The sequence below is a fragment of the Moheibacter stercoris genome (assembly GCF_040545805.1).
Taxonomy (GTDB): Bacteria; Bacteroidota; Bacteroidia; order Flavobacteriales; family Weeksellaceae; genus Moheibacter; species Moheibacter stercoris.
The window spans coordinates 51,151-73,155 of the sequence record NZ_JBEPMO010000002.1; the positions used below are offsets into that span (position 1 = coordinate 51,151).

18 protein-coding genes are annotated in these 22,005 nt (G+C 35.6%); 6 read left to right on the forward strand and 12 right to left on the reverse strand.

Translation table 11 applies throughout. The features are described 5' to 3' along the window. Window positions 1–8 precede the first annotated feature (8 nt). Window positions 9–3,647 (reverse strand): protein O-mannosyl-transferase family, encoded by a 3,639-nt coding sequence (locus ABID46_RS02145; RefSeq protein WP_354506531.1) that lies wholly within the window; start codon window positions 3,645–3,647, stop codon window positions 9–11. 221 nt (window positions 3,648–3,868) lie between these two features. On the opposite strand from ABID46_RS02145, the gene ABID46_RS02150 reads away from it, so the two are divergent. Both ABID46_RS02150 and ABID46_RS02155 read left to right on the forward strand, forming a co-directional pair. Further along, window positions 3,869–5,722 carry a tetratricopeptide repeat-containing sensor histidine kinase gene (locus tag ABID46_RS02150; protein WP_354506534.1) on the forward strand — a complete coding sequence of 618 codons (1,854 nt, stop codon included), beginning with the start codon at window positions 3,869–3,871 and terminating at the stop codon, window positions 5,720–5,722. A gap of 3 nt (window positions 5,723–5,725) precedes the next feature. Then, the gene (locus tag ABID46_RS02155; protein WP_354506537.1) at window positions 5,726–6,343 is read left to right on the forward strand and encodes a LuxR C-terminal-related transcriptional regulator; all 618 of its coding nucleotides are present in this window, start codon (window positions 5,726–5,728) and stop codon (window positions 6,341–6,343) included. Between the two features lie 12 nt (window positions 6,344–6,355). On the opposite strand, the gene ABID46_RS02160 is transcribed toward ABID46_RS02155, so the two are convergent. The 9 genes from ABID46_RS02160 to ABID46_RS02200 all read right to left on the reverse strand — a co-directional run bounded on the left by ABID46_RS02160 (window position 6,356) and on the right by ABID46_RS02200 (window position 13,054). Beyond that, window positions 6,356–6,715 carry a DUF4870 domain-containing protein gene (locus tag ABID46_RS02160; RefSeq protein ID WP_354506540.1) on the reverse strand — a complete coding sequence of 120 codons (360 nt, stop codon included), beginning with the start codon at window positions 6,713–6,715 and terminating at the stop codon, window positions 6,356–6,358. A gap of 11 nt (window positions 6,716–6,726) precedes the next feature. Further along, window positions 6,727–7,560 carry a hypothetical protein gene (locus ABID46_RS02165; RefSeq protein ID WP_354506543.1) on the reverse strand — a complete coding sequence of 278 codons (834 nt, stop codon included), beginning with the start codon at window positions 7,558–7,560 and terminating at the stop codon, window positions 6,727–6,729. 32 nt (window positions 7,561–7,592) lie between these two features. Beyond that, entirely contained in the window at window positions 7,593–8,324 is a 732-nt protein-coding gene (locus tag ABID46_RS02170) for a hypothetical protein (RefSeq protein ID WP_354506546.1), read from the reverse strand. 130 nt (window positions 8,325–8,454) lie between these two features. Continuing rightward, on the reverse strand, window positions 8,455–8,901 hold the full coding sequence (locus tag ABID46_RS02175) for a hypothetical protein (RefSeq protein ID WP_354506549.1): 447 nt from the start codon (window positions 8,899–8,901) through the stop codon (window positions 8,455–8,457). Window positions 8,902–9,044: 143 nt separating this feature from the next. After that, complete coding sequence (locus tag ABID46_RS02180; protein WP_354506552.1) at window positions 9,045–9,545, reverse strand: outer membrane protein; 501 nt, start codon at window positions 9,543–9,545, stop codon at window positions 9,045–9,047. A 27-nt stretch (window positions 9,546–9,572) separates the two neighbouring features. Continuing rightward, complete coding sequence (locus tag ABID46_RS02185; RefSeq protein ID WP_354506555.1) at window positions 9,573–10,040, reverse strand: lipocalin family protein; 468 nt, start codon at window positions 10,038–10,040, stop codon at window positions 9,573–9,575. Between the two features lie 103 nt (window positions 10,041–10,143). Then, a complete protein-coding gene (locus tag ABID46_RS02190; protein WP_354506559.1) occupies window positions 10,144–11,787 on the reverse strand; it encodes an ELWxxDGT repeat protein in 1,644 nt (547 codons plus the stop codon). A gap of 32 nt (window positions 11,788–11,819) precedes the next feature. Next, complete coding sequence (locus ABID46_RS02195) at window positions 11,820–12,293, reverse strand: DUF6252 domain-containing protein (RefSeq protein ID WP_354506562.1); 474 nt, start codon at window positions 12,291–12,293, stop codon at window positions 11,820–11,822. Window positions 12,294–12,337: 44 nt separating this feature from the next. Then, complete coding sequence (locus ABID46_RS02200) at window positions 12,338–13,054, reverse strand: hypothetical protein (protein WP_354506564.1); 717 nt, start codon at window positions 13,052–13,054, stop codon at window positions 12,338–12,340. 154 nt (window positions 13,055–13,208) lie between these two features. On the opposite strand from ABID46_RS02200, the gene guaB reads away from it, so the two are divergent. After that, the gene (gene guaB, locus ABID46_RS02205; RefSeq protein WP_354506566.1) at window positions 13,209–14,669 is read left to right on the forward strand and encodes an IMP dehydrogenase; all 1,461 of its coding nucleotides are present in this window, start codon (window positions 13,209–13,211) and stop codon (window positions 14,667–14,669) included. Window positions 14,670–14,738: 69 nt separating this feature from the next. On the opposite strand, the gene ABID46_RS02210 is transcribed toward guaB, so the two are convergent. After that, entirely contained in the window at window positions 14,739–16,139 is a 1,401-nt protein-coding gene (locus ABID46_RS02210) for an OmpP1/FadL family transporter (RefSeq protein WP_354506569.1), read from the reverse strand. Between the two features lie 63 nt (window positions 16,140–16,202). Beyond that, a complete protein-coding gene (locus tag ABID46_RS02215) occupies window positions 16,203–17,387 on the reverse strand; it encodes a hypothetical protein (RefSeq protein ID WP_354506571.1) in 1,185 nt (394 codons plus the stop codon). Window positions 17,388–17,529: 142 nt separating this feature from the next. Here ABID46_RS02215 and proS point away from each other — a divergent pair, with 142 nt between their 5' ends. The 3 genes from proS (at window position 17,530) to ABID46_RS02230 (ending at window position 21,975) form a co-directional block, all read left to right on the forward strand. Continuing rightward, window positions 17,530–19,008 (forward strand): proline--tRNA ligase, encoded by a 1,479-nt coding sequence (gene proS, locus ABID46_RS02220; protein WP_354506574.1) that lies wholly within the window; start codon window positions 17,530–17,532, stop codon window positions 19,006–19,008. Further along, the gene (locus ABID46_RS02225; protein WP_354506577.1) at window positions 18,992–19,453 is read left to right on the forward strand and encodes a hypothetical protein; all 462 of its coding nucleotides are present in this window, start codon (window positions 18,992–18,994) and stop codon (window positions 19,451–19,453) included. The genes proS and ABID46_RS02225 overlap by 17 nt, the downstream gene beginning before the upstream one ends. An 80-nt stretch (window positions 19,454–19,533) precedes the next feature. Next, complete coding sequence (locus ABID46_RS02230; RefSeq protein ID WP_354506580.1) at window positions 19,534–21,975, forward strand: TonB-dependent receptor domain-containing protein; 2,442 nt, start codon at window positions 19,534–19,536, stop codon at window positions 21,973–21,975. Window positions 21,976–22,005 lie beyond the last annotated feature (30 nt).

Below are 22,005 nucleotides of genomic sequence, written 5' to 3' on the forward strand. Positions count from 1 at the left end.
AATTTAATTTATTTCTCGTTTGTTAAAATATCGTATAAATTATTTGTTTCTCTTTCGGCATACGTTGAATCGATCATATCTGCAATTCCCAGTAATTCACTTACAAATCGGAATTGGCCATCAATATTGTTCTGTTCTTTAACGTCGATATTACCATCTTTGTTGTGTGCTTTATAAGTTTGAACCAACTTCTCCTTGATTGGTTTAAATTCAGATTCAAATACTTTCATAGCTCCTTCTTTATTTCCTGCTTGTAACAAAGCCGTAACTTCACCATACACCATAATCGCATAATCACTTCTTGCATCAGCTAATTGTTTACCGACAGTGTAACGCAAATGAGAAGGCAAAGTTTCATAGAAATTGATTTTTTCAATCAATCGATCTTTGGTTGATTTTAGAATTTTATTGGCTTTTTCCGTTTCGCCTATTTTTCGATACGCATGACCTACTCTTTCTAAACTTACACCATAATCGTATCTAGGCTGATCTGGAATTTTCTCCATCAAGGTATCCAAAATCTTTTTAGCCGTTGCTTTATCACCTCTTTCAATGAAGTCTTCTGCCAATCTTGTTCCAATGTTTCGGTAGGTATTGGTGTAATTTCTATCGGTATTGGAGAAAGAAGCATTATCCAAATTATAATTTGCCCATTCAAATTCTTGGAAGTTTTTATACATCTGTTCTGTATTGGTTCTTCCTAATTTCCCACCTGAACCAAATGGCGTCTTGATTGGAATTAATTTGTAGGTAAATCCATTGTTTTCTAAATAATCTGACAACCAGAAAATATTGCTTCCATCTGAGATTCCTCCACCACTGAAATAGATGCTACGATCCCAATTGTATTCAGAGAACATCGAAATCATCATCAATTCTGACTTGTACAATTGACGCTTTCCTAATTTGATCGTGATATGATCCACTATACTTCCTGCGTCAGCAGCAGAAACAATTCCATGTTTGATTGCATTTTCTTTGTTAACCGGAATCACCAATTTATCAACGGGTAAATAATTCACCGCTCCAACCGGATACCCAAAATAATCAGCCAATGCAGCTTTGGACGGATTTTTATTGTCCATCAAGAAGTCCATCGCTTCTTTTACCGTCATACTATCCTTCACCAAATATTGTTCAAGAGATTGTACAGAACGATACATATTTTGAATTCCAGCAGGATCATATCCTGGATCCGTTAAATACCCAGAAATTTGATCAGGACTTAAGTTCATGATTTCCGATAAGGATAAACTAGCGTCTGGACGTATAATACTATGCAATTCATTAAAAATTGATTTGATACTTCCAGCTACCACCATGATGTTATCGTTGGTGTTCAACTGATAATCTTTGTATTGCATTTTCCCTGGAAGTGGCGCTGCATTATAGGTTCTACGTAAAGATTGTTCTATGTTCCAAGGTGAACCCAATAAAGTATAATTCACAATTTTCAAGTCGTCACGGAAGTTTTCTGTTTCCTGTAATCCCCAAAGCGGATAAGTATCGTTATCACCATACACAAACAAAATGGCGTTCTTGTCTAAGTTTTTCAAATAATTATATGCCAATGCATACGCACCTTCACGTTTTGATCGATCATGATCATCCCAATTTTGGAATCCCATCAACAAAGGAATTCCTAAACAAATCGCTGAAATCACAATCGAAACTGAAGGAGTCAATTCGCGCTTTTTAAATTTCTTCACCAACAGATAAATCGCTTGAACTCCTAATCCAATCCAAATAGCAAACGCATAAAACGAACTCACCAATGCATAATCACGTTCTCTCGGTTCAAATGGTTTTACACTCGTATAGAAGATGATTCCGACTGAAGTCAATAGAAATAAGGACAAAATCGCCCACCAATGTGTTAAATTTCGATTTAACTGCACGAAGAATCCAATTAATCCCAAAATTAAAGGCAACATGTAATACACATTATGTCCTTTGTTTTCTTTGAAAACAGCTGGTAATTTAGATTGATCGCCCAATCTTGCATTATCGATAAACGGAATTCCCGTAATCCAGTTTCCTTTCGTTACTTCTAAATTACCTTCCCAATCGTTTTGTTTTCCAGAGAAATTCCACATGAAATAACGGAAAAACATATAATCCAATTGGAAATCCAAGAAGTAATTCAATTGCTGACCAAAAGTCGGTGGTTGAATATCCAATAATTCAGAAGCCTTTTGTAAATCAGCAACCTTCAAAGAACCATCATGCTTTTTCTGTAACAAATCATTGTACATCTTTTCTGCATATTGTCTTTTTTGTGCTTTTACTTCCGGATGATCTTCAGGATTATTGAAGAACATTGGATTGATAGAAAATTCAGGAAATCCATACATCGCTGCATAATTCTCCATCACATCTGGCGAAGCATTGTACATTTTAGGAAACCATTTGATATGTTTTTTATTGTAGACGTAATCCTTTCTATCCGATACTTTGATGTATTTTTTCGAATTCAAATCTTTGACATAATTCGCTCCGGTAACTTTTGTTTCATAAGCTCCAGAAGGCAAAACGGAAATTCCATCATCTGCGATATGCGCCGTATAAACTTGCCCTCTTATGGTTGGCCAATCACCATATTGTTCACGATTGAAATAATCCAACATTCCCAAAGCCGAATCAGGATCATTTAAATTCATATGCGGATTTGCATTGGCACGAATTGGAATAACCAACCAACAAGAAAATCCAATTAACATGAAAGCTATGGACAAAACCATTGTATTTCCTAGTTTCCAATTGTATTTTTTGGTGTACTTCACTCCTAACCAAAAAACTAAAATAAGGATTAAAGCGGCTATGAAAGTTCCCGAATTAAACGGTAATCCGAAGTTGTTGACCACATAGATTTCTGTTTTCCCGAAGAAAGACATAATCGCTCCAAACAAAACTTTGAATACAAACCCTAAAAATACAGCCGTTATAATATTCGCAATAATGAAGCTTTTAACTGTAAACTTATAGTTCTTTGCGTAATACATATAACATACTGCAGGTATTGCTAAAATCGCCATCAAGTGAACTCCCGTCGCTAAACCAATGAATAAGGAAATTAGTAAAAACCACTTATTGGCTCTATCCTTATCAGATTCTTCTTCCCATTTACAACCCATCCAAATCAAGATGGCTGTAAACAAAGATGCCATCGCATATACTTCACCTTCAACTGCTGAGAACCAAAAAGAATCACTGAACATAAAGGCCATTGACCCAACAATACCACTTCCCAATACAATCAAAGCTTGAGATTTTGATAAAGCAGTCGAATAGGCGTTGTCGATTAATTCATTGGGTTTGGTTACAAAGAACATTCTTCTTGCCAAATGCGTAATGGTCCAAAACAAAAACATAATGGTAGCAGCACTAGCAATTGCAGACATGGAATTGATTAAAACTGCATATTTGCTGGTATCACCAAACGCCAATCCTGCCCAAACAGCACCAATTAATTGATACAAAGCTGCACCAGGAGCATGCGTAACACCCAATTTTGCAGAAGACACGATGTATTCACCACAATCCCAAAAACTTAGTTTTCGCTCCATGGTTAACAAATACACAATCGCCGAAATGACGAACATGCCCCATCCTAGTATGTTGTTCCACTTTTTAAAAGGAATATTCATGGTCAAAAATTTATCTTGCGAAAATAAGAACTATTTTATAGTTTGAACGGTTAATGAAATGTAAAAGTTAAAGAATGACTTATTTATTCTAGTAATTTCAGGCGTAAAATCCGAAATTTCTTCTCAATTTTAATTAGAATCAGTTAAAAGTTTTTTATATTCAACAAATGGTTTTAATTAGCCTCGTACTAAAACCATACGTTTAACTTTACTCTTCCATTATGAAACACTACTTTACTATTTTACTTTTTTTACTGCTAAACTCAGTTGTCTTTTCTCAAAATAATCTCGAAGATGTAACCGATCCTGAAATTCTAGAATTGGTTAAAAAAGCCAATGAATGCTCTCAAAACAGATTAGATAATTGTGATAAAATCTATCAAGAGGCAATTAATTTAGGAGAAAAAAAGAAAGAACCATACGTTCAGTATCTTTATTATGTACTTGCTCGTCACAAAATGCAAAATGGAGAACAAGATGATGCTATGAAAATTTATGATGATCAATTTCCACTCATAAAAGATGAGATGTTGAAAATTAGTTTTATGAATTTAAGGGGAAATTATTTCAGTTTAAAAAACCAAAAAGATGAAGCAATTGAGATGTTTCTTGACATTGCTAAAATCTTAGAAAATCGAAAAGATTACGACAAACTCATAGTCAATTATTTTAATACTGCTACGCAATTTAGTTCGATTTATAATTTTGAAAAACATCTAGAATACCTATTTAAAGCTTATGAAGCTCTGCAAAAATCAAGCGACAAAACTCTAGAAGTATCATTAGTCGCTGCAATTGCTGAAGGTTATATGTCATTGAAAGATTTTGAGGAGTCGAAAAATTGGGCCGAAAAAGCTATTTCTATTCCTACAGATGAAAAAGATATTCAAAATAAAAAAGGACGCTCAAAAGCATACTCCATGTTGGCTGAATATTATGCTCGAAACAATGAATTTGAAAAAGCAATCGATTACAGTGATAAATCTGTGCAAGAAATTGCCTTTCTAAAATCAGACTCTTCGATTGCAGATGCCTTGTTCAAAAAAGCGTTGATTTTTTACCGAAAAGAAGATTATAAAAGTTCTAAAGATGAAATGTCAAAGGCTCTAGAAATGTTTAGAACCTTAAATTTAACCCCTAAAATAACCCAAACATTACTCTTTTTAGGTCTCGCTTGTGATAAAACAGGAGATTATAAAGAAGCTACTACTCATTTATTGGAGCACATAAGATTAAAAGACAATTCGAGACTTGATCAAAATATTGTGATTGTCAATGAACTTACTGCCAAATATGAAAATGAGAAAAAAGAAAAACAAATAGCTGAACAAGAGCTCGAAATACAGAAAAAGAACAATCAACGAAATATTTTCATTGGTACTTCAGTGGGGCTTGGCTTGTTAGCATTGTTAATTTTTGGAGGTTTCTATCAAAATAAGAAAATCAACCAACAACGCATCACCACACTCAAAGCCGAACAAGAAGCTGCATTACTCAAATCGCTTATGTTGGGTGAAGAAAAGGAAAGAAAACGTCTCGCTCAAGAGTTGCACGATGGAATCGCTTCCAATTTAGTGGCGGTTAAACTGCAAATTGAAAACAATTCAGATTCAGACAAATTATTGAATTTAGTACGTGATACTCATCGCGAAATAAGACAAGTTGCGCATAATTTGATGCCAATTGATTTTGAAAAAGAAAACATCGTGAAAGTTGTAAAAACATTCTGTGACGATTGTAGCACTGAAAAACAGCCTATAATCTTCCAATCCAATGTTGAGCAAGTCAACCTCAACAAAGATCATGCAATGGTTTTGTATAGAGTCGTTCAAGAATTTATTCAAAATGCTATCAAACATTCAAATGCCAAACAAATAGATGTCATGTTGATGAAAAACGAAGATGTTCTTACAGTAAATATCGAAGATGATGGTGTGGGATTCAATTTGGAAGCAGAAAAAAAATCAAAAGGATTGTCTGGTATCATTGAAAGATTTGAAAAAATAAATGGGCAGATTAATATTGATTCTTCCCAAAGAGGAACTTCCGTATTTTTGTTGTTGAAAACAGTTTAATGTATGAAGATTTTAATTGCGGATGATCACTCGCTGATAATTGACGGATTTATAACCGTTTTAAAAAACCAAGATCCAAGCATCAGTTGCTACATGGCAATTGACAAACTTGAATTGTTTGAAATTTTAAAAACTCATTCCATCGACATTCTGTTCCAAGACATAATGTTTGGGAAGTCAGATGCACGTGATTTTATAAAGGAAATCAAAGAAAATTACCCCAAATTAAAAATCATCATCATTTCGTCGCTTGCTGACGAAAACACTGTCAATACACTTTTCAAACAAGATGTCGATGGTTATTTACTCAAATCAGACCCTAAAGAAGAAATCTTCCGAGCACTTGAATCGATAAAAAAAGAGGAAAAATTCATTTCAAAAGGTCTTGTGAATAGTGGTAATCAAAATTCGATTCGACAAAAGCAAAGTATTCTTCTCACACCGAGAGAAAAAGAAATCTTGTCCCTCATTCTCCAAGAAAAAACCACAAAAGAAATTGCTGAATTGGTTTTTCTATCTGAAAAAACAGTTGAAAATCACCGCACCAATTTGTTTATCAAATTTGATGTGAAAAATTTAGCCGGATTGGTGAAAAAAGCTATTCTGGAAGGTTTTCTTTGATATAAGAATTCTTTATCCAACTGATTCAAACCATTCTTCAAACTTTTTACCCAAAAAAGGCAAAGGTTTTTGTCTTTTATTTACGGCATTCATCAACCCAATAACCCACATATATACCACAAGAAAGAAAGCCACAAAACTCAAAATCCATCCCAAAATCGGCACCATTCCGACCACTGAAATACCCAATCCAACAATCGCTAATCCTATGGATTGTCGGATGTGATAAGCCGCAAACGGATCTTTCTTTTCGCCGTTTTGAATAAATGCGATGATGAGTCCGATGATGGTGAGGTAAGAAATCATCGCAATGTTTTTTCCTTCTTCCGAAACCGTCAATTCTTGCGGTTCTATCTTTTTTACTGATTCCATAGTTTTATGTATTAAAAAGTTGAATATCCTTGGGTTGAAAAATTGAATTTATTTTCTTTGACAGCCGTACACTCCATTGTTGCGTTATTTTTGCTATTCTTTTTATCCACCATTTGCATTTCCATCATAAGTGTTTTATCGTTCATCATATTTTTGAATTTCTCTGGAACCATTTGATTCGAATTCAATGTATTGTTCAATGAAAAAGGAGCGTCATTTGTATAATAGATTTTGAATTCATATTCATTATTTTCCATTTTCATTCCTTTGCATTTGTAGCCCAAAATTGTTTTTCCAGGAATCTCAGAAACGCGGTAATCATTTTGATCTATATCCTCTCCTACATTTCCCATAAATTGATTGGGATTGATGGTTTGGGAAATTTTCATCCCATTCATTTCTATGAAAGTATGGATATTATCGTTTTCGAAAATCATGAACTGTTCCATCCCAGACATACTCATTCGAGCACCTAAATACTCCTTTTTGGGTTCAACGAAATAATCCATTATCATATTCCCTTCCTTGGTTTTCATGGTCAATTGATATTGATAACTGAATGCATAAGAAGAGTTAAGCTTTGAGGAAGTAGAACTCCCTTGAGAAGGTTGAGATTGTTGTTGAGGTTTAGACCCAGAATTAGACTCGTTTTTTTTCTTAGGCTCCAAAACACCATCCATGGCATTACCTGTCTCTTTTTCAGCCTTGTTTGCTGTTTTGTTGATAATTGTATTTTCAACTCGTTCTTCCACTTTTTTTCCTAATTTTTCAAGGAATTGAGCGTTCGCAGTTTTCCCCAAACTTACCAGTAAGAGAAAAATCATAAGGGTAGCAATTTTTTTCATTTTTTTATTTTTTTCGAATTAATTATTTGAATTTATTTACATTTTGCCAGAATGTCTTTTGCTATTTCGATAGCCGTATTTGAATTTATTTCATCGTTATCAGAGATTTTAACGTGTACTAAAAATTCGACTGTACCCGCCAATACAAATAGTTCCACACCATAGTCATTTTCATTAACGGTAAAGTTTTTCCAATAAGCAGCCGTCCCCAGCCCTTCTACTGGAATCGAATTAAATTTCTTTCTGACTTCCAAAAATTTCAGAGCTGTTTCTAGTTCCGCTTTGGGCTTATCAGCGTATTGTTTTTCCAAATTGGATTTCATTTCTTGAAATTCTTCTTCGGTCAGCTTTTTATATTTCCTATTAAATAGCTCCAAGGTTTTTTCTTCATCTATTTTACTGAAAGACAAACCTTTTAAACTGATAATGTTATTATCCGGAACATTTTGAGACATTTTCCCAACAGAAATCGTATGTGTCCGTTCGCTTGGGTAGGAATAAATAAGCTCACTCATGCTACTGTTTCGGTTCTTAAATTCGGTTTCTACCTGACTATGCTGCGAATCATCTATGTATTTCAGCACCTCATCTTTCGTAAGTATCTTGTCCAAATCATACTGAAAGGATTCAAAACAAGACTTCACTTTCCCACTGTTCACTTCAGAGTTTTTCGTTTTACTTAATTCTGAATCGGGTTTATTTTCTTCATTTTTACATCCAGTAAAAACGATTGAAAAAAGGATTATCACAAATTTTAGTTTCATGTTTAAGTTTTTATAATCACAAATTTCTCTCAATTTTCAGCTGTTCGTACGAGGGTTTTCCCTAAAAAAATCGGCCGGATAAAAATCCAGCCGAAATGGTAAATATGTTATTTGATAAGAGGTTATTGAATTAAAAGAATTGATTGATTTCAAATTCACCAGTAACGGTATGTGCATATTCCATATCAGTCTGTGAATCAATATGCACCATCACACCGTTAAAACTTCCTTTTATATGTCTAACCGTAGCAAACATTCCTGTACTCGTTTCTATTTCTTTCACATTTAGCGACATCGTTTTTGAAACTAAAAGCGTATAATCTTCACCCATATTATTGGTATTTGTATTGGTTATAGAAATGTATTTTTCCAAATCACTTAAACCCATTTCATATATACCTTTTTTAGCTGGAACACTTATGGTCACAGCTAAATTCTGAGCATTATCTGTAAATCCCAAAATAGCTACTTTCTCACCATTCTCATTTGGCGTAACAATACCTGTCACCATACCTGAATTTGCCCAATAGTCATCATTTTCATCTACTTCTTGTCTTATATCATAAACACCAGGCATGAGCGATCCATCTACTGAAAAATGAATATAATTTGCCGTTCTTCTATTTCCTTCGTCATCCCCTTTACAACTTGAAAAAGCAATGAAGGAAAATACTAGGCAAATCAGATAAATATTTGTTTTCAATTTCATACAAATTCAAATTAGAATAAATAACGAGCTCCAACATAGAATACGGCTTGATCTGTACTTGAAACCGTGTATTTGATGGTACTAAAAGCTTCCAATTTCTCAATTAATTGATAGGTAGCTCCTCCCCCAACGTTAAATCCTATTTTACCATCACTTGCTGCCGTATTCACTCCAAAAAATGGAATATCTATCTCGGACTTCACGTTGTAATGCGCATAATTCAAACCTCCCAAACCAAATACTTTGAATTTATCTTGTCCTAGGAAATAATAATGAGCATTCAGGTTTAACTCCCATAAATTTGTAGTTACATAACTAATTTTTTCAGTGAAATAATAAGTAAAATCAGGTGCTACTGATAATTTTTCCATTAGATTAAATTCTGCATTTACACCTATTGCCGGACGTTCGATTTCTGTTCCGTAACCGAAATGAATACCCGCTTTGAATTGTGCATTTGCCGTAAGTGCAACACCCGAAATCATTAAAAATGATAGTATAAATTTTTTCATAATTCTAATTGTTTATTTTTTTTAGGATTAATTAATTCGTGTAAATTCATACTTCACAACATTCGTATCAGTTGGTGTGTATGTTAATTTCATTGTATTGTTATTGATTTCCGTTATGGTCATGGTAACGTCGCTGTTCTGACCAGAAAGGGTCAGATTATTTCCCGAAATCTCCCATTGACCTGTTTCAAATTGATTAGCAAGACTGATGGTTTGTTGCATCGTTTCGACAAGTACTCCATCTATGTACATTTTGATTTCCAACAAAACTTCTCCTTCGCCAAAAACTTTATTGGGATTACTTTCAAAAGTCATATAACCATTGTAATCAATTCCTTCTCCTATCGCATAAATACTCGAAGTTGTCATTTCGCTTGTAATCTTTGTAACTTTCCACTTACCTGCTATATCTGGAGTTACAGGATTATTATCATCGTCGCCTTTACAAGCAGTTAGGAATAAAATTCCCACCATTAGGATAAATATTGTTCTCATAATTTATTTTTTACAAAGTTGATGTTAAATGTATTTTTTCTTGTGGGAGGATTCCCTGAAAAAAGCCGATTCATTTCTAAATCGGCTTAAATGAAAAAAAAATCTACCTTTTGATGATCTTTTTGGTCTCTCCAGTAGCTTCAATCTTAAGAATGTAAACACCTGAAGGAAGTGTTGACATATTTAGTTTTCCTTTCGATTCTATTGTTTGATCTTGCATCAATCTACCCTGTAAATCAAACAATTGAATACGTGAAGATTTAATTTTATCCAAATCAATTGTCAAATAATCTCTAACAGGATTTGGATAAACAGTTGAAAGTTGCGCAGCTGCTAAATCTTGAGTACTCATATTCTCAGTTGTCAATTTCCAAAGCTCTACACCATTTCCATCAAATCCAGCCGAGAAATATAAAGAACCATTAAATTCTGTGAAATTAGGATTTTCCACAAGTGGGCTGTTTCCGGTAGCCACGTTTGGTGCGATTTTCACGGTTCCTGCTTCCGTTCCATTTGAAACCCAAAGCTCTCTTCCATTTGAGCCATCATTTGCCGTAAAGTAAAGTAATCCGTTATACACGTGGAAATATTCCGGGTCACTTCCGTCAAATCCCACTTTTATGTCTTTTAATCGTACTGTTCCGCTTGTTGTGCCATCTGTTTTCCAAACTTCATAACCTTCCAGTTCATTTTCGGAACTGAAATACAAATTCCCGTTGTACACCATCAAATCTTTTATGTCCAAAACATCTAAGCTGGCGTTCCAAGCAAGTGTCGTTCCGGCTTCTGTTCCATCCGTTTTCCAAAGTTGTTTTACACTTCCAACTGTTGCCACGAAATATAAAGCTCCGTTGTAAACGGTCAGATAAGAAGGATATGACCCCGCACTTGGGTTGATGTCTTTCACAAGTTGTGTTCCGGCAGTTGTTCCGTCTGTTACCCAAAGTTCTTTACCTGCAGCGAGGTTCCATGCAGAGAAATAGAGTTTTCCGTTGAATTCTGTCAAAAAATCAATTTGACCATCGTTGTTTCCGTCTCCGATGTCTTTTAGCAAAAGTGTTCCGGAAGATGTGCCATCTGTTACCCATAATTCAAATCCGGAATCACCATCGTTGGCTTCAAAATATAGTTTCCCATTAAAAGGATAAAAATTTTGGGGATTACTTGAATTTGCTCCAGTCCTGATATCTTTCAACAATGCAGTTCCTACAGAAGTTCCATCTGAAATCCATAATTCATTTCCGACTGTTCCGTTATTGGCAGCAAAATAAATTTTATCATTGAAACTCGTAAAATGCTCAGGATTACTTCCTGCGTAAGTTGTAGGATTTATATTTTTAAATGGAACCGTTCCTGAAAGGCTTCCATCGGATTTCCAAGGTTCATTACCATCGTATTCATCTGCACCGCTGAAATAAAGCCAACCGTTATGGAGAATTAAATTTTCCGGCGTATAAATTTCAGAAAAATTACTTTGAACTAGTTCTGTTCCTGAAGTCGTTCCATCACTTTTCCATAAATAAAGACGTGTTTGCTGACCATTGTCCCAGTCTGCCACAAAAAACATACTATTTCCGACAACTGTCATTTCTTTGGGATTGCTGTGTACGCTTCCCGGATTTAGATCTTTCACTAATTGAAAGTTATATTCCTGAGCTTGTACGATAAAAATTGCGCCCGTCATAAAAGTTATCATCGTCAATAATGACTTCTTCAAATTGCTAATTTTCAATAAATTGAATTTCATTTTTATAGTTTTAATTAAATTTTAAATAATTATTATTGAAGCACATAGGAATTTATGTCTTCAAATTTTCCTTCGCTGATTAACTTTGTTGTTCCGTCTACCGGATTCGTTCCGGTAAACGAGAAAGTTCCACTTATTTTTCCGCCGGAATATTTAGAAACGTTCAGTACGCCTTCTTGTACGTTTTCCGACATAGGTGCAACCCAAACACTGCCCATTCCGCTTTGATAAAATGCGCTCCCCAAGTCAATTCCGTCCACTTTTATGATTTCATAAGTGCCGACTCCACTAAACAGACTTGCCGTAACGGTTAGAAGTCTTCCGTCTTGTCCCTCACTTAAAATGACCATATAATCGCTGGTTAAAGTTGCTTTTGAATCTGCCCCTACAAAAGTTCCTCCATCTACTTTGGCCGTAAAACTACCGGAAGTATCTGTTTCGTTTTCAGGATTATCATCATCACTACTACAGGAAATAGTAAAAAAAAGTCCTGCGAATAAAAGCATTGTAAAAAATTGATTTAGTTTCATATTTTATATAGTTTAAATTATTAGTGTCCTTCGATTGGATTCAACACCCATTTCACATTTTTCCAGTCCATTTTTTTATTGGTTACCATCGTTTTAACTGGAATATCAAAATCACCATTTTCAGATTTCCCTACTTCTTCTATTCTGAATTCAATACGATTGAATCCCTTCTTTAAATCCAAATCCATTTGATGATTTTGAATGATTTTTTGACCGTTTTCTGAATAATTTTGGCAATGATCTTGAATGACTACATCAAAATCAGAATACATCATTTCGTAAAATGAAGATTTAACAGGCGATTCATGCCCACCCGAAATAAACCAATCTTTCAGACTTTTATCTGTTACAGCAAATAATTCTGCGATCATAAGCCCGTCTTTTGCCAATACCACAAATGAGCCCGCAAGAGCCACTTCTGATTTCGGCAAGCTATCATCATAATCTTCACAAGAAAATGGTGTTTGTTCCACTATATTCGTCGTGTGATCATCTATGATCTGTCTGGAAACATCTGATTGAACATTTTCTAAATCCATCGTCAATTTCCCTCCGGAAAGCTCTCCCACTTTTACAGGATAGCTATTTCCAAAAGGTAGGATTACAACATCACCTGAAATATTTTTTTCAGCTTTTTCAGAAAATTGGTAAGTATATTTTTGAGCATTGGCATCTTTACAACTTAGGATTGCAAACAAGAATAACAGAACAAATGTAATTTTATATCGGTTCATCATTTCAATTATTTTGACAAAATTAGAACCTGTACAAAAGCGATTTTAGAGGGTAAACCCTCGTTTTTAGAAATGGACATGTTAAAAAAAAATCATTCAATTTCTATTGACTTAAATTATTCCAAAATAATTTCATAAATTTGCTTGGCAAAAAGCGATGCCTTTATCAGACAAAATTATACAAGACGCAATCACGTTTGACGACGTCCTTTTAGTCCCTTCTTATTCAGAAATTTTACCCAATCAAGTTTCCTTAAAAACCAAATTGACTGAAAGCATTCAGTTGAACATTCCTTTGGTTTCTGCTGCTATGGATACTGTTTCTGAATCCAAATTAGCCATTGCTTTGGCGCGCGAAGGTGGACTATCGTTCATTCATAAAAACATGTCCATTGAAGAACAATCTTCTGAAGTGGACAGTGTAAAACGTTCCGAAAGCGGAATGATTACAGACCCAATCACGCTTTCTCGTCACCATACTTTACAAGATGCAGAAGAATTGATGCGTAAATACCGAATTTCGGGTTTACCTGTTATTGAAGAGGATAAAACTTTGGTAGGTATTATCACCAATCGAGATATCAAATACCAAACAAATTTGGATTTAAAAGTGGAAGATGTGATGACCAAAGAAAATTTGATCACGTCTGATATCGACACAGATTTACATAAAGCCAAAGATATTTTGCTTCGCAATAGAGTTGAAAAATTACCTATTGTCGATGAAACCTATAAATTGATTGGCTTAATCACCATCAAAGACATTGACAACTTAACCGAATTCCCCAATGCTTGTAAAGATAGCCAAGGAAGACTTCGCGTAGGAGCGGGTGTTGGTGTAGGCGCTGAAACGATGGATCGAGTTCAAGCTTTGGTCAACAAAGGTGTAGACATTATCGCGTTGGACTCTGCGCACGGACATTCAAAAGGTGTAATTGATAAAGTTCGTGAAGTTCGCAATGCTTTTCCAAACTTGGACATTGTCGGAGGAAATATCGTAACAGGTTGGGCAGCAAAAGATTTGATTGATGCCGGAGCCAATGTTTTAAAAGTGGGTGTTGGACCAGGGTCTATTTGTACTACTCGTGTCGTTGCAGGTGTTGGAGTACCTCAACTTTCGGCTATTTACGATGTATACGAATATGCCAACACAAAAGGAGTTTCCATCATTGCCGATGGTGGAATTAAATTATCGGGTGACATTGTAAAAGCAATTGCGTCGGGAGCTTCAGCTGTGATGATCGGAAGTTTATTTGCTGGAACCAATGAAGCTCCAGGTGAAGAAGTAATTTACCAAGGAAGAAAGTTCAAAACCTATCAAGGAATGGGTTCTTTGTCAGCAATGAAACGCGGAAGCAAAGACCGCTATTTCCAAACAGATGCCAACAAATTGGTTCCAGAAGGAATCGAAGGTCGAGTACCTTACAAAGGTTCTTTGTCTGAAGTTGTGTATCAACTTTGTGGTGGTTTACGCGCTGGGATGGGATATTGTGGAACTCCAGATATCGATTCATTGATTAAGAATGGAAAGTTTGTGAAAATAACCAATGCAGGATTGAATGAAAGTCATCCGCATGATGTGGTCATTACCAAAGAAGCTCCGAATTATTCGAATTAAAATAAAATTCAAGCATAAAAAAATGGTGATCCAAAAGGTCACCATTTTTATTTCTATCATTTGGAAGAATTAGAACTGCCAACCTGCGGTTAACAAAAACAATCCTCTTTTATTTTCAATTTCTGAAACAAAATTATGATCTGCATGCAAAGGAATCGTTGCTAGATAAACATCTCCTGCATCATAATCTACGTATTCTCCATTACCAAATACATAACTGTATTTTTGATTTTGGAATTGATAAGCCGCATCCAAATAGAATCCACCGAAATCATATCCAGCTCCAACACTAAAGCGGTTAATATCGCCACGAATTGCATTATCAAAATTATAAGTTCCCGCTTGACCATTCCCCATATCGGCAGCCAATGACAATTCATCAAAAGGACTTTGAACGTAGTTGTATCCGGCTCTAAGTCTAAATTTATCCAAGCGATATTCACCACCTACACGAACTTCTGAACTCGATTTGTAATTATCTTCCAAAAAGGAATTTACGGTATTGAAATTTCCAGATGGTTTCAATTTGGTCGATGAATTCATGTTCAACGTATAATCAAGATTCAAAGCCAAGGATTTCGCCAAAACAAAACCAGCACTTGCTACCAAACGACCATTCGAATTTCGGTCATATTGAGAATACCATAAATCGTAAACGTAATTGTTTTCGCTCACTTCTAAATCTGCATAGTAATTTTCTTCAATATTTCCGTACCAAACGGGACTATGGTAGGCCAAACCTAATCGAACATTATCGTTGATTTTTCCAATCACCCCAGCACTAACAGAAACTCCCGTTCCAATTGCTGAATAGGGACTACCATTTAAATCGTAGCGATAGTTTTGTCCATTTGTGTCTTCATCAAACACAATATAATTATCGTACTGGGTTTCGTGCATGTTCAATCCCAAACCTAAAAACAAACGTTCATTATACGTTGCACCAAAATTCAAAGACATCTTGGTTTTGAATCCAACAACTTGGTCTTGGTATCCGTTCATCGTATAGTTGGTTGTACCAATCGAATCAACCAAAGAAGTTCTGATGTTTTCATTTCTTCCCAAACGAATCCAGTTATCTAAATTTTCTTGAGAATATTTAATTCCGACTGAAAAACGATTCCAGTTTCCGGCATTGGGTTTAAATACAAAAGTTGCCCCAACATTTTGAAACATGAGATTATTATCTTTCGTTTCGTAGGTATTCCCAAATTTTGCTTGATTATTATACGTATTCAATCCTACTGTCACATTCACATCAGATGCGATGGCTACGGCCAAACCCGCAGGGTTTTGTTCAATTGAAGAAATATCTCCTCCCAATGCCCCCATGGAACCACCCATACCAAGATATCTTGCACTCCCTGCATTTATTTCATTGGAATAAGCCGATAAAGAATTTAAATCTTGAACTGTTTGCGCCTGAACAAATCCTGCCAAACAAATAACTCCTATAACAATTTTTTTCATTGAAATTTATTGATTTAATCTATTGAGAAAAGCCAGCGAAATAAATGCTGGCCTTTGAAATTTTTATCTTCTTGAACTACCTCCGCTACGTGACCCACCACTCGATGTACCCATAGATCTGCTTGGAGCAGGCGATGAGTTTGAACGAATCGATGGAGAAGTATTTCGAGAAGGCGAATAAGAATCATTGGATCTTATGTTCGAATTCCTTGTAGGTTGTTGTCCTGAATTTGTACGAATATTCGAATTTGAGTTATTTCGGATATTTGAATTTTGTTCCGTTCTCGTAGGTGTATTTGGACGAACATTCTCTGGACGAGTTGTACGAACTGGTCTTACTTGAGAATTCGATGTATTTCCAATTGTATTTGTCTCTGGACGAGTATTACGAACATTTCCTTCCGAATTTCTAATAGTCCCTGTTTGGTTAGTATTCCCAACCGTTTGTCTTACAGGTCTAACACCAGTATTGTTAAGTGTGCTAGTTCTGGTTTGCCTTACTGGATTTTGATTGAAACCTGTCATATTAGATGTCCTTCTAATTCCTTCTCTATATGGACTTCCTCCAGCATAAGCCAAAGAAGAACCTGGTCTATACCCTGAACGAACTGCTGTACCTCTGTTGTAATATCCATAGTAACCTGGGTAATGGTAATGTGGAGCATATCCATAATATCCACCCCAACCTCCATAGTATGGGCTGTACCAGTTGTTATAATAACCTCCCCAACCCCAATAAGGATTGTACCAGTTATTGTAATATCCACCCCAGCCCCAACCAAAGCTGTAGAATCCTCTGAATCTTGGATAACCCCAATACCAAGAGTTGTACCCAATTCCCCAGAAAGGATCATTCCAACCGTAGTTGTTGACCGTTATATCAATTCCGTCGTATCTTCCCCAATCAGTTCCACCACCTGGTGTAACATAGACATTACTCCCACCTGTATAAACATTTACATTGGTTTGAGCTGTTTCAGAAGGTTGAACATCATAGTAGAATTCTTCTGCCCCATTTCCATTTCCATCAAAATAAGGACTTCCCACTTGGATATCATAGGACTCAGTAGAACTTGAAGCAACAGACTCAACTTGACCATCTTTGGATGGGCTATAATAAACCCCATCAGTTTCTCCACTTGCGGCAGCCGTAGTTTGAGTTGATGCACAAGAGGTTACTCCCAATCCAATAGCAACTAAAACCACATATTGGAAGATTTTTTGAGGATAGATGTAAACTTTGCTCATTTTTATCATTTTACAATTATAGTATTCTTTAAATTTGCAACCTAATTTAAGATTGAAACCCTAAAATTAGGAATTAATTAATAATTGGCAATTACTATGCCAATATATATTATGTTAAACTTGCAAATAGTTAAAATTTAAAATGGCGAAATTAACCTCCAGAAGCGAAGATTATTCAAAGTGGTACAATGAATTAGTCACCCAAACGGGTATGGCAGAAAACTCCAAAGTTAGAGGCTGCATGGTAATCAAACCTTATGGTTATGCCATTTGGGAAAAAATGCAAGCAGAATTGGATCGTATGTTCAAAGAAACAGGTCACCAAAATGCTTATTTCCCACTTTTTGTACCCAAAAGCTTATTTGAAGCAGAAGAAAAAAACGCAGAGGGATTTGCCAAAGAATGTGCTGTTGTCACCCACTATCGATTGAAAAATGACCCTAACAAAGAAGGGAAATTAATGGTCGACCCAGAAGCGAAATTGGAAGAAGAATTAGTCGTAAGACCTACCTCGGAAGCGATTATTTGGAGTACTTATAAAAACTGGATTCAATCCTATAGAGACTTACCGATTTTGATTAACCAATGGGCCAATGTAGTTCGTTGGGAAATGAGAACGCGTTTGTTTTTACGTACGGCCGAATTTTTATGGCAAGAAGGACATACTGCTCATGCTACCAGAGAAGAAGCTTGGGAAGAAACAACGAAAATGTTGGATGTTTATTCTGATTTCATAGAAGGTTTCATGGGAATTCCAGTGGTAAAAGGAATGAAAACTCCAAATGAACGATTTGCAGGAGCAGAAGAAACACTTTGTATCGAAGCGTTGATGCAAGATGGTAAAGCATTGCAAGCTGGTACTTCTCACTTTTTAGGTCAAAATTTTGCCAAAGCTTTTGATGTGAAATTTGCTTCCAAAGAAGGAACTTTGGACTATGTATGGGCAACTTCTTGGGGAGTTTCCACTCGTTTAATCGGAGCGTTGATCATGACACATAGTGATGACAACGGATTGGTTTTACCTCCAAAATTGGCTCCGATTCAGGTGGTGATCGTTCCAATTCACAGAGATGACGCTCAAAAAGCAGCCATTTCTGAAGTAGCTGAAAAATTGGTTCAAGATTTAAAAGCAAAAGATATTTCGGTCAAATTTGATGATGATGACAATGTAAAACCAGGATGGAAATTTAACGAATACGAATTGAAAGGAGTTCCAATCCGAATTGCCATTGGACCAAGAGATTTAGAAAATGGACAAGTGGAAATGGCTCGTCGCGATACTTTGACGAAATCTTTCGAAAAAATTGAAGGTTTGGCCGATACAATTGAGCAAAAACTTGACGAAATTCAAGAAAGCATTTTCCAAAAAGCATTGAACCACAGATCAGAGCATACAACAGAAGTCGAAACTTACGAACAGTTCAAAGACATCTTGGAAAATAAAGGTGGATTTATTTCTGCGTATTGGGATGGAGATTCTGAAACAGAGGAAAAAATAAAGCAAGAAACCAAAGCGACGATACGTTGCATTCCTTTTGGAGAGGTAGATTTAGAAGATAAAGTTGATTTTTATTCAGGAAAACCTGCGAAATTCAAAGTTCTTTTTGCCAAAGCATATTAATAGTTTAACAATATTTTATTATATTCGTAGCTACATTTGGCTTAAAAATTGGAATAAAAAAACAACTAAAATTAACATTATGAGAAAAATCTTCTTCTTTGCGGCATTTTTAGCTTTTGCAGGAGTATCAAATGCTCAACAAAAAGCGGTTTCTGCTGAAGCTACACAAGTAGTGGAAAAGAAAAATAATTTTGATGAGTGGAGTGAAGCTTTGAAGTTAACAGACAAGCAAATTGCACAATTCAAATCGATTACTGAAAAGTATTCAGCTGAAAAGCAAAAAATTCGTGGTACAGGTACTGCAAAAGATTTCCAATCTATCAATGAACGTAGAGATAAAGAAATCAAAGGTATTTTGACACCAGAGCAAATAAAATTAAATGAAGAATATGAATTGAAAAAAGAGGAATTAAAGCGTTCTAACGCGGCTTTAAAATCCAAATAATTTTCAGGATTTCTATAACAACCTAATGCCTTCTCAATTAATTTGAAGGCATTTTTATTGATAAATAATTTTTAAGACAAATGTTAGCCAAAAAGTATTTAAGCATTGCCGTCCTATTGGTAGGTCTATTTGCCTATTCACAGAGTTTCTCTGTCAAAGGAAGAGTAACCGACAAGTCCAATCAACCATTGGAGTATTCAACCATTTCAATTCAAAATCCAGACACCTACAATGAAATTTCGGGTGGTATAACTGATGCCACAGGAACATTCAATGTAGATGTTGTTGCAGGAGAATATTTGATATACATCGAAACATTCTCAGGAACGCACTATGAAGCACCTTTATCTGTCAATGGACATGTAGATTTGGGCGTAATCAAAATGGAAGAAACTTCAGTCGTAACCTTGGAAGGAGCGACAATTACAGGAAATACAAGCATGTATAGAATGGAACTTGACAAAAAAGTTTATGACCTTTCTAAAGATGCGATGGCTAAAGGAAGTTCTGTTTCAGATGCCTTGCAAAATGTTCCATCTGTTGAAGTTGATGGCGAAGGAAATGTGAGTTTAAGAGGAAATGAAAGTGTTCGAATCTTAATTGATGGAAAACCTTCTTCTCTGGTAGGAATTTCAGATCCTGCACAAGCTTTACAAAGTTTACCTGCCGATGTGGTAGATCGAATTGAGGTAGTGACCAACCCATCTGCTCGTTTTGAAGCAGAAGGTGGAGCGGGTATCATCAACATCATTTTGAAAAAAGGTAAATTGCAAGGTTTCAACGGTTCTATAAATGTGAATGGAGGTATTCCTTTGACAGCGGGAGCTTCAGCTAATTTGAACTACCGTACTGGAAAATGGAATTTATTTACCAATTTAGGATATCGTTACGCAGAACGTGATCGTGAAAGCAAATCATTTACGACCCGATATAATTCAGACGGAATTCCTCGATATGAGGACATGAACAATGAAGGAAAACGTATCAACAATGGATACAATTTCATGTTGGGGACCGAATATTTCTTAGATGATCGTAATACTTTTTCCGTTTCTGGTAGCTACCGAAATGGGAAAAATGAAAATTTAGCCGAGGTTCGTTATACCGATTATGATTTCAATATGAATCCTTTTGCAAGTTCATTGCGTACCGAAGATGAAAAAGAAGATGATTATAGTTTAGAAGGAACCTTTAATTTCAAACATGACTTTTTAGATCCAGGTCATCAATTCACAGTTGATTTACGCGCAACCTATTCAGAAGAATCTGAAGATGGAAGACTACGAGAAGTTGGAGAATTTGTAGATGCTACAGAACGTTCTTTGAGCGCTGAATACCAAAACAGAGTAATCATTTCAGCGGATTATGTATATCCGTTTGGAGATAAAGGAAGATTTGAATTGGGTGCAAGAGGTGAAATGGAAGGAACTCTTACGGACTTCAAAGTTGATAGTTTAGCTGGTTCAGAATGGGTTTCTAAAGATTTATTTTCCAACAGAACCGACTATAGACAAAATGTATATGCTGCCTACGCTCAGTTTGGTCAAGGTTTCGGACGTTTCTCTTATTTCGCAGGATTGCGTATGGAAAATTCAGATATTACCGTGAAATCAATCCTAAACAATAGCGTTACACGTAAAAATTATGTGGATTTCTTCCCAAGTTTATTCTTGAATTATGAATTTGAAAATGAAAATCAATTGCAAGCTAGTTATAGCCGTCGTGTAAGACGTCCAAGAGGTTGGGATTTAATTCCTTTCACATCGTATTCCAACAACAGAAGCTTGTTTATGGGAAATCCAAATTTGAATCCGCAATATACAGATTCATATGAATTATCCTATGTAGCGAAAATTGGAAAATTTATGGTAACACCAAATGTTTACTATTCCAACACTCAAGACAACATCCAACGTTACCAATCTATCAACGAAGCCGGAGTTTTGGTTACTCGACCAATTAATGTTGGAACAGAAGAAAGATACGGTGGTGATTTAACCTTTACCTATCGTCCATTTAAATGGTGGAACTTTATGGGGAATGTTAATGTTTTCGGATATAAAACAGAAGGTCAACATGTGGATACCTACACCAATGAATCGGGAGATGTTATCACAAGAACAACCAATTTTGATGGAGATGGATTTAGTTGGTTTGGTCGTTTGAATAACACCTTTAATTTACCAGCGAATTTCAACGTTCAAGTTTCGGCTAATTACCGTGGAGGAATGAAAACTGCACAAAGAGAACGAAAAGGAGTTTATGGAGTGGATTTGTCAATCAACAAAGATTTATTCAACGACAATGCGACCATTACAGCAAGTGTACGTGACTTATTTGATACAAGAAGAATGGAATTCACGTCTTTTGGAGAAGATTTCTATATGGAAAGCACCAATCGTTGGAATGTACGATCTTTCAATTTGACATTTACCTATCGATTCAACCAATCCAAGCGTGACGCAAGAAAACAAGAGCGTCAAGAAGCAGGGGAAATGGATATGGAAATGCCATCTTTGTAGGGCATGAAAAATATACCCAATAAAAAAGGA

Excerpts from the sequence above, each read along its gene's own strand:
- ABID46_RS02145 (WP_354506531.1), bottom strand. The coding sequence starts at position 3,647 with ATGAATATTCCTTTTAAAAAGTGGAACAACATACTAGGATGGGGCATG.
- ABID46_RS02150 (WP_354506534.1), top strand. The coding sequence starts at position 3,869 with ATGAAACACTACTTTACTATTTTACTTTTTTTACTGCTAAACTCAGTT.
- ABID46_RS02155 (WP_354506537.1), top strand. The coding sequence starts at position 5,726 with ATGAAGATTTTAATTGCGGATGATCACTCGCTGATAATTGACGGATTT.
- ABID46_RS02160 (WP_354506540.1), bottom strand. The coding sequence starts at position 6,715 with ATGGAATCAGTAAAAAAGATAGAACCGCAAGAATTGACGGTTTCGGAA.
- ABID46_RS02165 (WP_354506543.1), bottom strand. The coding sequence starts at position 7,560 with ATGAAAAAAATTGCTACCCTTATGATTTTTCTCTTACTGGTAAGTTTG.
- ABID46_RS02170 (WP_354506546.1), bottom strand. The coding sequence starts at position 8,324 with ATGAAACTAAAATTTGTGATAATCCTTTTTTCAATCGTTTTTACTGGA.
- ABID46_RS02175 (WP_354506549.1), bottom strand. The coding sequence starts at position 8,901 with ATGCCTGGTGTTTATGATATAAGACAAGAAGTAGATGAAAATGATGAC.
- ABID46_RS02180 (WP_354506552.1), bottom strand. The coding sequence starts at position 9,545 with ATGAAAAAATTTATACTATCATTTTTAATGATTTCGGGTGTTGCACTT.
- ABID46_RS02185 (WP_354506555.1), bottom strand. The coding sequence starts at position 10,040 with ATGAGAACAATATTTATCCTAATGGTGGGAATTTTATTCCTAACTGCT.
- ABID46_RS02190 (WP_354506559.1), bottom strand. The coding sequence starts at position 11,787 with ATGAAATTCAATTTATTGAAAATTAGCAATTTGAAGAAGTCATTATTG.
- ABID46_RS02195 (WP_354506562.1), bottom strand. The coding sequence starts at position 12,293 with ATGCTTTTATTCGCAGGACTTTTTTTTACTATTTCCTGTAGTAGTGAT.
- ABID46_RS02200 (WP_354506564.1), bottom strand. The coding sequence starts at position 13,054 with ATGATGAACCGATATAAAATTACATTTGTTCTGTTATTCTTGTTTGCA.
- guaB (WP_354506566.1), top strand. The coding sequence starts at position 13,209 with ATGCCTTTATCAGACAAAATTATACAAGACGCAATCACGTTTGACGAC.
- ABID46_RS02210 (WP_354506569.1), bottom strand. The coding sequence starts at position 16,139 with ATGAAAAAAATTGTTATAGGAGTTATTTGTTTGGCAGGATTTGTTCAG.
- ABID46_RS02215 (WP_354506571.1), bottom strand. The coding sequence starts at position 17,387 with ATGAGCAAAGTTTACATCTATCCTCAAAAAATCTTCCAATATGTGGTT.
- proS (WP_354506574.1), top strand. The coding sequence starts at position 17,530 with ATGGCGAAATTAACCTCCAGAAGCGAAGATTATTCAAAGTGGTACAAT.
- ABID46_RS02230 (WP_354506580.1), top strand. The coding sequence starts at position 19,534 with ATGTTAGCCAAAAAGTATTTAAGCATTGCCGTCCTATTGGTAGGTCTA.